The sequence below is a fragment of the Streptomyces sp. NBC_01465 genome (genome assembly GCF_036227325.1).
Taxonomy (GTDB): domain Bacteria; phylum Actinomycetota; class Actinomycetes; order Streptomycetales; family Streptomycetaceae; genus Streptomyces.
Genome location: NZ_CP109467.1, coordinates 1754602 through 1767487, shown reverse-complemented (window position 1 = coordinate 1767487; position 12886 = coordinate 1754602). Strand labels below are relative to the sequence as shown.

The following is a 12886-nucleotide window of genomic DNA, read 5'->3' as shown; positions in this document are numbered from 1 at the left end:
GGGCCTCGAATCGTGCGTAATTTCGAAGCCGTTGAGGGGGGCGGGAGAGTCCGGGCCCGCATGCACGAACCAAGGGGATAGCTGTGTCCATCATCGAGAACGAGGCGGCGCTCCACGTCGCCCACCGCGACAACCACACCCACCGCGACGTCAACGGCGGCTGGCTGCGCCCCGCCGTGTTCGGTGCGATGGACGGGCTCGTCTCCAACCTCGCGCTCATGACCGGTGTGGCCGGCGGCGACGTCTCCCACCGCACGATCGTGATCACGGGACTGGCCGGACTCGCGGCCGGAGCCTTCTCGATGGCCGCAGGTGAGTACACGTCAGTCGCCTCGCAGCGCGAGCTCGTCGAGGCCGAACTCGACGTCGAGCGGCGGGAGTTGCGCAAGCACCCCAAGGACGAGGAGAACGAACTCGCGGCGCTGTACGAGTCCCGGGGCGTCGAGGCGGGACTCGCGCGCGAGGTCGCGCGTCAGCTGTCGCAGGACCCGGAGATGGCACTGGAAATCCATGCGCGCGAGGAGCTGGGCATCGACCCCGGCGATCTGCCCTCGCCGCTGATCGCCGCCGTCTCCTCCTTCGGCGCCTTCGCACTGGGCGCGCTGCTGCCCCTGCTGCCGTACCTCCTCGGGGCCCAGGCGCTCTGGCCCGCGCTGGTCGTCGCACTGTTCGGGCTCTTCGGCTGCGGGGCCGTCGTGGCGCGCGTCACCGCGCGCTCCTGGTGGTACAGCGGACTGCGCCAGCTGGCGCTCGGCGGGGCGGCCGCAGGTGTGACGTACGCCCTGGGCACGCTGTTCGGAACCGCCGTAGGGTGAGACACTATGTGGAGCGCTGCATAAGTAGTCCGTTACCCAGCGGTTTTGATGCGTTAACCGTGGGGCATAAGGCGAAAGCGCTGTGGGCAACGACGCCTGCTCTGCTGCGGGTCGAAGGACATCGATCTGTCCCTCTCTGACCCACCTCCACCGCGGTACGCGGTGTCCGCATGTTGGAACGAACTATCCGCTTTTCGAGAAGCGTTCCATCATGTAACCTGCACGAAATTTCGCAGAGGGCCAACGTCGTCCCTCGGCTATTGCATATGCCACGACGACGACGGGAGTGCCGATGCGTTCCGACGCCTGGTCGCCCATGGAGGGTCGCCCCGCCCAGCAGGGGATGTACGACCCTCGTAACGAACACGATGCCTGCGGTGTCGGGTTCGTGGCCACTCTGACCGGTGTGGCCAGCCATGAGCTGGTCGAACAGGCGCTGACCGTACTGCGCAATCTCGAACACCGCGGCGCCACCGGATCCGAGCCGGACTCCGGCGACGGCGCCGGAATCCTGCTCCAGGTGCCCGACGCGTTCCTGCGCGAGGCCGCCGGATTCGACCTCCCCGAGGCCGGTTCCTACGCCGTCGGCATCGGCTTCCTCCCCATAGAGGACAGCGCCGCCGCCGTCTCACAGATTGAGACGATCGCCGCCGAAGAGGGCCTCACCGTCCTCGGCTGGCGTGAGGTCCCCGTCACCCCGGATCTGCTCGGCAACGGCGCCCGCGCCACCATGCCGGCCTTCCGCCAGCTCTTCGTGAGCGACGGCACCTCGAAGGACATCGCGCTCGACCGCAAGGCCTTCGTCCTGCGCAAGCGCGCCGAGCGCGAGGCCGGGGTGTACTTCCCCTCGCTCTCCGCCCGCACCATCGTCTACAAGGGCATGCTCACCACGGGGCAGCTGGAGCCGTTCTTCCCGGACCTCTCCGACCGCCGCTTCGCCACCGCCGTGGCCCTGGTGCACTCGCGCTTCTCGACGAACACCTTCCCCAGCTGGCCGCTGGCCCACCCGTACCGCTTCGTCGCGCACAACGGCGAGATCAACACGGTCAAGGGCAACCGCAACTGGATGAAGGCCCGCGAGTCCCAGCTCGCCTCCAGCCTCTTCGGCCCGGAGAAGCTGGAGCGGATCTTCCCCGTCTGCACCCCCGACGCCTCCGACTCGGCCTCCTTCGACGAGGTCCTGGAGCTGCTCCACCTCGGCGGCCGTTCGCTGCCGCACTCGGTGCTGATGATGGTTCCCGAGGCGTGGGAGAACCACGACACGATGGACCCCGCCCGCCGCGCGTTCTACCAGTACCACTCCACGATGATGGAGCCCTGGGACGGCCCGGCCTGCGTCACCTTCACCGACGGCATCCAGGTCGGCGCCGTACTGGACCGCAACGGTCTGCGCCCCGGCCGCTACTGGGTCACCGACGACGGCCTCGTCGTGCTCTCCTCCGAGGTCGGCGTGCTCGACATCGACCCGTCGAAGGTCGTCCGCAAGGGCCGCCTGCAGCCCGGCAAGATGTTCCTCGTCGACACCGCCGAGCACCGCATCATCGAGGACGACGAGATCAAGGCGGCCCTGGCCGCCGAGAAGCCGTACGCCGAGTGGCTGGAGACCGGCGAGATCGAGCTCGAGGACCTCCCCGAGCGCGAGCACATCGTCCACACCCACGCCTCCGTCACCCGCCGCCAGCAGACCTTCGGCTACACCGAGGAAGAGCTGCGCGTCATCCTCGCGCCGATGGCCCGCACCGCGGGCGAACCGCTGGGCTCCATGGGTACGGACTCGCCGATCGCGGCCCTCTCCGAGCGCCCGCGGCTGCTCTTCGACTACTTCACCCAGCTCTTCGCGCAGGTCACCAACCCGCCGCTGGACGCCATCCGCGAGGAGCTCGTCACCTCGCTGCGCTCCGTCCTCGGCCCCGCGGGCAACCTGCTGGAGCCGACCGCGGCCGCGTGTCGTAGCGTCACGCTGCCCTTCCCGGTGATCGACAACGACGAGCTCGCCAAGCTCATCCACATCAACGCCGACGGCGACATGCCGGGCATGAAGGCCGCCACGCTCTCCGGCCTCTACCGCGTCAGCGGCGGCGGCGAGTCCCTGGCCGCCCGCCTCGCGGAGATCTGCACCGAGGCCGATGCGGCCATCGAGGCCGGCGCCCGCCTGATCGTCCTCTCCGACCGGCACTCCGACGCCGAGCACGCACCGATCCCCTCGCTGCTGCTCACCTCGGCCGTCCACCACCACCTCATCCGCACCAAGCAGCGCACCCAGGTGGGCCTGCTGGTCGAGGCCGGGGACGTCCGCGAGGTCCACCACGTCGCGCTGCTCATCGGCTACGGCGCCGCTGCCGTCAACCCGTACCTCGCGATGGAGTCCGTCGAGGACCTCGTCCGCGCGGGCACCTTCATAGAGGGTCTCGAGCCCGAGCAGGCCATCCGCAACCTGATCTACGCGCTCGGCAAGGGCGTCCTCAAGGTCATGTCGAAGATGGGCATCTCGACCGTGGCCTCGTACCGCGGCGCGCAGGTCTTCGAGGCCGTCGGCCTCGACGAGCAGTTCGTGGCGACGTACTTCAACGGCACGGCCACCAAGATCGGCGGCGCCGGTCTGGACGTCGTCGCCAAGGAGGTCGCGGCCCGGCACGCCAAGGCGTACCCCGTCTCCGGCATCGCCGCCTCGCACCGCGCGCTGGAGATCGGCGGCGAGTACCAGTGGCGCCGCGAGGGCGAGCCGCACCTCTTCGACCCGGAGACGGTCTTCCGCCTGCAGCACGCCACGCGCAACCGGCGCTACGACATCTTCAAGAAGTACACGGGCCGGGTGAACGAGCAGTCCGAGCGGCTCATGACGCTGCGCGGTCTCTTCGGCTTCAAGTCGGACCGCGAGTCGATCTCGATCGACGAGGTCGAGTCGGTCTCCGACATCGTCAAGCGTTTCTCCACCGGCGCCATGTCGTACGGCTCGATCTCGCGCGAGGCGCACGAGACCCTCGCCATCGCCATGAACCAACTGGGCGGCAAGTCCAACACCGGTGAGGGCGGCGAGGACGCCGACCGTCTCTACGACCCGGCCCGCCGCTCCTCCATCAAGCAGGTCGCCTCCGGCCGCTTCGGTGTGACGAGCGAGTACCTGGTCAACGCGGACGACATCCAGATCAAGATGGCGCAGGGCGCCAAGCCCGGCGAGGGCGGCCAGCTGCCCGGCCACAAGGTCTACCCGTGGGTCGCCAAGACGCGTCACTCGACGCCGGGCGTGGGCCTCATCTCCCCGCCGCCGCACCACGACATCTACTCCATCGAGGACCTGGCTCAGCTGATCCACGACCTCAAGAACGCCAACCCGTCGGCCCGCATCCACGTGAAGCTGGTCTCCGAGGTCGGCGTCGGTACGGTCGCGGCCGGTGTCTCCAAGGCGCACGCGGACGTCGTCCTCATCTCCGGCCACGACGGCGGTACGGGCGCCTCCCCGCTCACCTCGCTGAAGCACGCGGGCGGCCCCTGGGAGCTCGGCCTCGCCGAAACCCAGCAGACGCTGCTGCTCAACGGCCTGCGCGACCGCATCGTCGTCCAGACCGACGGCCAGCTCAAGACCGGCCGCGACGTCATCATCGCCGCGCTGCTCGGCGCCGAGGAGTTCGGTTTCGCGACCGCGCCGCTCGTCGTCTCCGGCTGCGTCATGATGCGCGTCTGCCACCTCGACACCTGCCCGGTGGGCATCGCGACCCAGAACCCCGTTCTGCGCGAGCGCTTCTCCGGCAAGGCCGAGTACATCGTCAACTTCTTCGAGTTCATCGCCGAGGAAGTCCGCGAGCTGCTGGCCGAGCTCGGTTTCCGTACGATCGAGGAGGCCGTCGGCCACGCCGAACTCCTCGACACCGAGCGGGCCGTCGACCACTGGAAGGCGCAGGGGCTCGACCTCAAGCCGCTCTTCTACGTGCCCGAGCTGGCCGAGGGCGCCGTACGCCACCAGGTCATCACCCAGGACCACGGCCTGGAGAAGGCGCTCGACAACGAGCTCATCAAGCTCGCCGCCGACGCACTGCAGGCCTCGGCCGCCGAAGAGGCGCACCCGGTCCGCGCCCAGGTCGCGATCCGCAACATCAACCGGACCGTCGGCACGATGCTCGGTCACGAGGTGACGAAGAAGTTCGGTGGCGCGGGCCTGCCCGACGACACCATCGACATCACCTTCACCGGGTCCGCGGGCCAGTCGTTCGGCGCGTTCGTGCCGCGCGGTGTGACGCTGCGGCTCGAGGGCGACGCCAACGACTATGTGGGCAAGGGCCTTTCGGGCGGGCGTGTGATCGTCCGTCCCGACCGGGGCGCCGACCACCTGGCCGAGTACTCCACCATCGCGGGCAACACGATCGGCTACGGCGCCACCGGCGGCGAGCTGTTCCTGCGCGGGCGTACCGGTGAACGGTTCTGTGTTCGCAACTCCGGTGCGACGGTCGTGGCGGAAGGCGTGGGCGACCACGGCTGCGAGTACATGACCGGCGGTCACGCGGTCGTCCTCGGCGAGACGGGGCGCAACTTCGCGGCCGGCATGTCCGGTGGTGTCGCGTACGTCATCGACCTGGTCAAGGACAACGTCAACTCCGGGAACGTCGGCGCGATCGAGGCCCTGGAGGCGAGCGACAAGCAGTGGCTGCACGATGTCGTGCAGCGCCACGCCGAGGAGACCGGGTCCACCGTGGCCGGGAAGCTCCTGGCGGAGTGGGACACCGCGGTGGAGCGCTTCAGCAAGATCATCCCGACCACGTACAAGGCAGTGCTCGCCGCCAAGGACGCCGCTGAGCTGGCCGGTCTCTCCGAGACCGAGACCACCGAGAAGATGATGGAGGCGGCGACCAATGGCTGACCCCAAGGGCTTTTTGACCACGGGCCGCGAGGTCGCACAGACCCGCCCCGTCGGTGAGCGACTGAAGGACTGGAACGAGGTCTACGTTCCGGGCTCGCTGCTCCCGATCATCAGCAAGCAGGCCGGGCGCTGCATGGACTGCGGCATCCCGTTCTGTCACAACGGCTGTCCGCTGGGGAACCTGATCCCCGAGTGGAACGACTACGCGTACCGCGAGGACTGGTCTGCCGCTTCCGAGCGACTGCACGCCACGAACAACTTCCCGGAGTTCACGGGCCGTCTGTGCCCCGCTCCGTGCGAGTCGGCGTGTGTCCTCGGCATCAACCAGCCGGCCGTCACCATCAAGAACGTCGAAGTCTCGATCATCGACAAGGCGTGGGACAGCGGCGACGTCACCCCGCAGCCGCCGCAGCGGCTGTCCGGCAAGACCGTCGCGGTCATCGGCTCGGGCCCGGCGGGCCTCGCGGCAGCACAGCAGCTGACGCGGGCCGGTCACACGGTCGCGGTGTACGAGCGCGCGGACCGCATCGGAGGCCTTCTCCGGTACGGCATCCCCGAGTTCAAGATGGAGAAGGTGCACATCAACCGGCGTATCGAGCAGATGCGCGCGGAGGGCACCAAGTTCCGTACCGAGGTCGAGATCGGCCGCGACATCGACGCCGCGAAGCTGCGCAAGCGCTACGACGCGGTCGTCATCGCGGCGGGCGCCACGGTCTCCCGCGACCTGCCGGTCCCGGGCCGTGAGCTCAACGGCATCCACTTCGCGATGGAGTACCTGCCGCTCTCGAACAAGGTGCAGGAGGGCGACTTCGTCACCCCGCCGATCACCGCCGAGGGCAAGCACGTGGTCGTCATCGGCGGCGGCGACACCGGCGCGGACTGCGTGGGCACCGCCCACCGCCAGGGCGCGGCCTCGGTCACGCAGCTGGAGATCATGCCGCGTCCGGGCGACGACCGGAACGCCAACCAGCCCTGGCCGACCTTCCCGATGCTCTACAAGGTCACCTCTGCGCACGAGGAGGGCGGCGAGCGGGTCTACTCCGTCTCGACCACGCACTTCGAGGGCGACGAGGACGGGAACGTCCAGTTCCTGCACCTGACCGAGGTCGAGTTCATCGACGGCAAGCTGACCCCGAAGCCGGGCACGGAGCGCAAGATCCCCGCCCAGCTGGTGACGCTCGCGATGGGCTTCACGGGCACGGACCAGGCCAACGGCCTGGTGCAGCAGTTCGGCCTGGAGCTGGACGAGCGCGGCAACGTCGCGCGCGACGCGGACTTCGCGACGAACGTCGGCGGCGTGTACGTTGCCGGTGACGCGGGCCGCGGTCAGTCGCTCATCGTGTGGGCGATCGCCGAGGGCCGCTCGGCGGCGCGAGGCGTGGACCGCTTCCTGACGGGGGCGAGCGAACTCCCCGCCCCGATCAAGCCGACGGACCGCTCGCTGATGGTCTGATCCGCTTCAACCCCATAGACGTCCCGCACAATGGCGTGCGGAACTGAACGCGGCGCCTGCCTTGTCCCCGACCGGACGGTGGGCGCCGTGGCGCGTCTGCCTCCGGCGGGGCGGGTGGATGGTGGTCGTGGGGCTCCGCCCCGGGCCCCCAGCACGCGACCTTCGGCCGCGTTGTCCTCAATCGCCGGACGGGCTGGATTTGCCCACCTGAGCTCGCATGCGCGGGCTCAAACAGCCCGCAGATGCGAGCGCACATGCAGCGAAATCAAGCCCCTCCGGCGATTGAGGAGCGGGGTCTGGGGCGGAGCCCCAGTGGGGGTTCGGCGGGCCGCCGCGCACCGCTATTGACTTAAAGTCAGTTTCGTCGCACGCTCAGGGCCGAGCCGCAGTCCGCCCCCTGGGAGGTCCCGTGAGCACCGTCGCCCTGTCGCAATTAGCCACCGCGCTCAACGCCCCGCCCCCCGACTCCGTCGCCCAACTCCCCGAGCCGCAGCTCCAGTTGCTCGCCGACGCCTTCCGTGACGAACACGCCCGCCGCGCCGAAGGCCTCGGGCGCGCCGCCGAAGAGGCGCTCAAGCTCGTGCCCGCCCTCGCCCGCGGGCCCGTCCGCCGCATCCTCTTCCGGTGAAGGGCTGATCTCCATGGACAAGCTGCGCAACCGCGCCGAGACCCAGAAGATCGCCCGCCTCCTCGGGGAGGACACCGGCCGCCTCTCCTTCCTCCAGGACCTCCCCGCCGCCGACGTCCGCGCCCTGCGCGAGCAGACCGTCGCCGCCCTCTACGACCACCAGCCCGAGATGCTCGACCGCATCGCCAAGGCCACCAAACTCGTCCCCGCCGGCGTCGCCGCCGCCATCTCCCAGAAGGCCCTCGGCCCGCGCCTCGCCGCCGCCGTCGCAGGGCGCCTGGAGCCGCCCCGCGCCGCCGACATCATCGAGAAGCTCCCCGTCTCCTTCACCGCCGAGTCCTGCGCCCACCTCGACCCCCGCCGCATCCCCGGCATCGTCGACCGCCTCGACGAGAACCTCGTCGTACGCATCGCCGTCTCCCTCGCCGAACGCGGCGACCACATCACCATGGGCCGCTTCGTCGGACACCTCCGCGACCACGCCCTGGAGCGGATCGTCCCGCAGGTCGGCGACGACGCCGTACTGCGCTCGGGATTCGCCGTCGACCAGCCCGAACAGCTCGGCAGGATCATCGAGTTGATGGGCCAGGAGCGGCTCGCCTCCGTCATCGCCTCGGCCACCGCCGACGGCCTCTGGCCCGAGGCGCTCGCCGTCGCCGGCATGGTCACCGGCGAGCAGCGCACCGCCATCGCGACCCTCGCCGCCCGCCGCCCCCAGGACGAGCTCGACTCGCTCGTACGGGTCGTGGCCGAGCAGGACCTCTGGGAGTCGCTGCTCCCGCTCGTCGCCCTGCTCGACGACGCGGACCGGCGCGCCGTCGCCGTACTCCCGTCGCTGCGCGAGACCGGCGTGCTCGACGGGATCGTACGGGCCGTCGTCGCGACCGGGCTGTGGGCGGAGTTCCTGCCGCTGGTCGAGGTCCTCCCCGAGGAGTCCCGCACCGTCGTGGCCGACGCCGCTGCCCGCCTCGCGGACGGTGAACTCGACGCCCTCGCCCGTGAGGTCGACAAGCAGGACCTCTGGGAACTCGTCCTGCCGCTCGTCGAGTTGATGGACGACACCGGAAAGCAGCGCATCTTCGAGCTGCCCGCCTTCCAGGACCAGGCAGGTCAGTAGGGGGCACCCGGTCAGCCGGTCGTCTGGCCCCCGTCGACGGTGAACTCCGTCCCCGTCACATACGAGGACGCGTCCGAGACCAGGAACCCGACCAGCTGACCGGCCTCCTCCGGCCGCCCCATCCGCCCCAGCGGCACATGCGACCAGTCCTTGTCCGCGACCGCCGCCGTCATCGGGGTGTCGATCGCCCCCGGATGTACGGAGTTCACGCGGATCCCGTACGGAGCCAGGTCCAGCGCGGAGGAGCGCGTCAGCCCGCGCAGCCCGAACTTCGTCGACCCGTACGCCGCATGCCCCTTGATGCCGACCAGCCCGGCCGTCGACGAGACGTTCACGATCGACCCGCCGCCCGCCTCCTTCATCGCGGGCACCACCGCCTGGATCCCCAGGAACGGGCCGACGAGATTGACGCGTATCAGGGCCTCGAAATTCTCCAGGGTCTCGTCCTCCACCGACGCGGTCCGCCACAGCGCCGCGTTGTTCACCAGCGCGTCGAGCCGCCCGAACGCCCCGAGCGCGCCCTCCACCACCGCCGTCCAGCTCGCCGCGTCGGACACGTCGTGATGCACGAACACCCCTTGCACACCAAGGGACTTGGCGACCTCCTCGCCCTCGTCCTCCCGTACGTCGGTGACCACCACCCGCGCCCCCGCCTCCGCGAACAGCCGCGCCTCCGCCGCCCCCTGACCGCGACCCGCGCCCGTGATCACGACGACCTTGCCATCCAGAGAGTGCATATCGGTCCCTCGCTCCGTGTCGTACTGTCGACTGATCCACTCGGAACTGACGGACGGAGCGACGGATGGCCATCAGCCTCCAGAAGATGGAGGAGACCGCGCCCGCGCTCGTCAGCCTCTACAAGACCGCAGGCATATCACTCAACAAGCACGGTCTGAACGGCCAGCGCGCAGCCGTCTACTTGGTCATCGACTACTCCGGCTCGATGAAGCCGTACTACAAGGACGGCAGCGTCCAGGCGCTCGCCGACCGGGTGCTCGGGCTCGCCGCGCACTTCGACGACGACGGCACTGTCCCGGTCGTCTTCTTCTCCACGGACGTCGACGCCGTCGAGGACATCACTCTCGTCAACCACCACGGCCGCGTCGAGAAGATCGCCGCCGGGCTCGGCCACATGGGCAAGACGAGCTACCACCTCGCCATGGACGCCGTCATCGACCACTACCTCGACAGCGGTTCGACCGCGCCCGCACTCGTCGTCTTCCAGACGGACGGCGGCCCGATCAACAAGCTCGCCGCCGAACGCTACGTCTGCAAGGCCGCGAAACTGCCGCTGTTCTGGCAGTTCATCGGCTTCGGCGACGCGAAGAGCAAGCAGTTCGAGTTCCTGCGCAAGCTCGACGAACTCGCCGTCCCCGCCCGCCGCCCCATCGACAACGCGGGCTTCTTCCACGCCGGGAGCGACCCGCGGAAGGTGTCCGACGGCGAGCTCTACGACCGGCTGGTGGCAGAGTTCCCCACATGGCTGAGCACGGTGCGGGCGGCAGGGATGGTGCAGTGACAGAGGCGGTACGGGTCCTGAGGGCGGCCGGGCGCGCGGCCGTCCCCTGGAAGAACGGCGGCGGCATCACCCGGGAGATCGCCGCCCACCCCGAGAGCGCGGGCATGGACGACTTCGCCTGGCGCGTCAGCCTCGCCGACGTACGCGCGGACGGGCCCTTCTCGGCCTTCCCCGAGGTGGACCGCACGCTGACGGTCGTCGAGGGCGCGGGGATGGACCTCACGGTCGGTGGGGTACGGACCCTGGTCGACGAGCGGTTCGTACCGAAGGACTTCGCGGGTGACGCGGCGACCGACTGCCGCCTCCTCGACGGCCCCGTCGTGAACTTCAACGTCATGTACCGCAGGGGCCGCACGGACGTCACGACCGCCGTCGTGCGCGGCCGGATCGTCGTCGACGTCCCGCCCGGCGCGACCGTTCTGGTGGTCGCGCTGGACGGGCCCGCATCCGTCGCCGGCCATGAACTGAAGCCGTACGACGCGGTGTTGGCGACCTCCGGCACCCTCGGCGTCCTGCACGCCGCCGGCCGCACCGCGCTCGTCACACTCCGTCCGACAGCCGCCTGAACTGGTCCTCGGTGAGTGTGACCTGGAGTGCGCCCGCGTTCTCCCGCAGATGCGCGGCCGACGACGTGCCGGGGATCGGCACGACCGTGGGGGAGCGGTGCAGCAGCCAGGCCAGGGCCGTCTGGGACGGGGTCGCGCCGATCTCCTTCGCCACCGCGGCGACCGGGCTGTCGGGTCCCGTGTGGGCGCCCATCGCGACCGGGAAGAAGGGGAGGAAGGCGATCCCCTTCGCGGCGGTGTGGTCGACGACGGCCTCGTGGTCGCGCGTGGCCAGGTTGTAGAGGTTCTGGACACTCGCGACCGGGGCGATCGTCTCCGCCTCCTCGATCTGTTCGACCGTGACCTCGGAAAGGCCGATGTGGCGGACCTTGCCCTCTTCCTGCAGCTGCTTGAGCGCGCCGATCTGCTCGGCCAGGGGGTAGTTCGGGTCGATCCGGTGCAAGTGGAGCAGGTCGATGCGGTCCGTGCGCAGGCGGCGAAGGCTCAGCTCCGCTTGCTGGCGCAGATACGCGGGGTGGCCGAGCGGCACCCACTCGGTGGGGCCCGGGCGTACGACGCCGACCTTCGTCGCGACGACCACCCCGTCGCGGTACGGGTGGAGGGCGTCGGCGATCAGCTCCTCACCGGCGCCGAGCGCGTACGCGTCGGCGGTGTCGATGAGGTTCACCCCGGCTTCGACTGCCGTACGCAGCAGGGCGATTGCCGCGTCCCGGTCCGCCGGAGCGGTCCAGATGGGGGCCTCGGCACCCGTCGGCGCGCCCGGTCCGTCGGCGAGACGCATGGTGCCGTAGCCGATACGCCGTACCGGAAGGTCGCCGCCGAGGGAGAAGATGTTCTTGTCGTTGTTCGTCATGGCAGGAACGCTAGGAGCTCACACCCATGTGAGGTTCAAGCAGATGTGAGGGGGGTCACACAGTGAAGATCGGAGAGCTGGCGCGGGCGACCGGCGTGAGCGTACGGCTGCTGCGCTACTACGAGGAGCAGGGCCTCCTGGAGGCCCGCCGCACACCCGGCGGCCAGCGGACGTACGCCGACGACGCGCCCCAGGTCGTCCACCGCATCCGCGCGTTCCTCGACGCCGGACTCCCGACCCGCGTCATCCGCGAACTGCTGCCCTGCGTGCACGGCGACGGCATCGACGTGCACCCCTGCATGAGCAACCACCTGCGCGATCAGCTGCGCTCGGTCGACGAGAGGATCGCCGGGCTCATGGAGGCACGGGCCTCCCTGGTGGCGATCCTCACGACGACACAGCAGCTCGAACTACTGGACGCTGCCTGAGGGTTGGGGCCGTGGCGGGAACGGGACCTGGGCCAGCGCGGGGAGCAGCATCTCCTCCTCGTAGTCGAGGTGCGCGAGCAGCTCCTGTGTCATCCGGGCCAGTTCGGTGCGGAAGAGCTGCGGGTCGGCCGTCTCCCAGTCGTCGAGGAGCGCGAGGATCTGCTCCTTGACGCGGGCGATCGTGCGGTGCTCCTCGCGGAGCCGGTCGAGCGTCTCGCCCAGCTCGGGGTGGTGGACCCCGACGACCGGGAGGATGTGCCCGTCCTCGCTGGTGTGGTGGAAGGTGAGGAAGTCGCAGAAGGCCAGGCAGCGTTGCCGGATCTGCAGCCCCAGGGGCGGCGGCGCGGGGGCCGCTCCGTGGGCTGCGAAATGGGCTTCGGTCTCGGTGCGTACGTGCTCCAACTGCTCGCGCAGCCAGGAGTGGACCTGCACCAGTTTGTCGGCGAGTGTGCGGATTTCCGCAGGGATTTCGGGCGTGGGCATGCGGTGTCGTATCTCCAGAACAAGGGGAGGCGAGGGTGCTGATCTCAGGCGCGGGGTGCGGAGTATGAACTCAAGGCACGGGCCCTTCGGGGAAAGGTGCTCACCCGGCTGCCGGCCTGCCCACTGCTCTGTGGCCGGCGCCACGCTGCACGCGGACCATTAGAGCCAGCGG

Annotated in this window: 11 protein-coding genes; 8 read left to right on the top strand and 3 right to left on the bottom strand. The window is 69.8% G+C overall.

The genetic code is table 11. The features are described 5' to 3' along the window. Positions 1–83: 83 nt before the first annotated feature. The 5 genes from OG707_RS08100 to OG707_RS08080 all read left to right on the top strand — a co-directional run bounded on the left by OG707_RS08100 (position 84) and on the right by OG707_RS08080 (position 8865). On the top strand, positions 84–815 hold the full coding sequence (locus OG707_RS08100) for a VIT1/CCC1 transporter family protein (protein WP_329115881.1): 732 nt from the start codon (positions 84–86) through the stop codon (positions 813–815). A gap of 292 nt (positions 816–1107) precedes the next feature. Beyond that, positions 1108–5667 carry a glutamate synthase large subunit gene (gene gltB / locus OG707_RS08095; RefSeq protein ID WP_329115879.1) on the top strand — a complete coding sequence of 1520 codons (4560 nt, stop codon included), beginning with the start codon at positions 1108–1110 and terminating at the stop codon, positions 5665–5667. After that, positions 5660–7120: a glutamate synthase subunit beta gene (locus tag OG707_RS08090; RefSeq protein ID WP_329115877.1), complete on the top strand. Its 1461-nt coding sequence runs from the start codon at positions 5660–5662 to the stop codon at positions 7118–7120. The genes gltB and OG707_RS08090 overlap by 8 nt, the downstream gene beginning before the upstream one ends. Before the next feature lie 409 nt (positions 7121–7529). After that, positions 7530–7748 (top strand): hypothetical protein, encoded by a 219-nt coding sequence (locus OG707_RS08085; protein ID WP_329115875.1) that lies wholly within the window; start codon positions 7530–7532, stop codon positions 7746–7748. Positions 7749–7761: 13 nt separating this feature from the next. Then, the gene (locus tag OG707_RS08080; RefSeq protein WP_329115873.1) at positions 7762–8865 is read left to right on the top strand and encodes a hypothetical protein; all 1104 of its coding nucleotides are present in this window, start codon (positions 7762–7764) and stop codon (positions 8863–8865) included. 11 nt (positions 8866–8876) lie between these two features. On the opposite strand, the gene OG707_RS08075 is transcribed toward OG707_RS08080, so the two are convergent. Next, positions 8877–9602 (bottom strand): SDR family NAD(P)-dependent oxidoreductase, encoded by a 726-nt coding sequence (locus OG707_RS08075; protein ID WP_329115871.1) that lies wholly within the window; start codon positions 9600–9602, stop codon positions 8877–8879. Positions 9603–9667: 65 nt separating this feature from the next. On the opposite strand from OG707_RS08075, the gene OG707_RS08070 reads away from it, so the two are divergent. Together OG707_RS08070 and OG707_RS08065 are read left to right on the top strand one after the other, a co-directional pair. Continuing rightward, complete coding sequence (locus tag OG707_RS08070) at positions 9668–10384, top strand: vWA domain-containing protein (protein WP_329115869.1); 717 nt, start codon at positions 9668–9670, stop codon at positions 10382–10384. After that, entirely contained in the window at positions 10345–10950 is a 606-nt protein-coding gene (locus tag OG707_RS08065) for a HutD/Ves family protein (RefSeq protein ID WP_329115868.1), read from the top strand. The genes OG707_RS08070 and OG707_RS08065 overlap by 40 nt, the downstream gene beginning before the upstream one ends. Here the strand turns inward: OG707_RS08065 and OG707_RS08060 are convergent. Then, positions 10925–11803: an aldo/keto reductase gene (locus OG707_RS08060; protein WP_329115867.1), complete on the bottom strand. Its 879-nt coding sequence runs from the start codon at positions 11801–11803 to the stop codon at positions 10925–10927. The genes OG707_RS08065 and OG707_RS08060 overlap by 26 nt on opposite strands. 62 nt (positions 11804–11865) lie before the next feature. On the opposite strand from OG707_RS08060, the gene OG707_RS08055 reads away from it, so the two are divergent. After that, positions 11866–12231: a MerR family transcriptional regulator gene (locus OG707_RS08055; RefSeq protein ID WP_329115865.1), complete on the top strand. Its 366-nt coding sequence runs from the start codon at positions 11866–11868 to the stop codon at positions 12229–12231. Here OG707_RS08055 and OG707_RS08050 read toward each other — a convergent pair. After that, positions 12214–12714, bottom strand: a complete 501-nt coding sequence (locus OG707_RS08050; RefSeq protein WP_443071280.1) for a hemerythrin domain-containing protein — start codon at positions 12712–12714, stop codon at positions 12214–12216. The two genes, OG707_RS08055 and OG707_RS08050, sit on opposite strands and share 18 nt — an antisense overlap. Positions 12715–12886 lie beyond the last annotated feature (172 nt).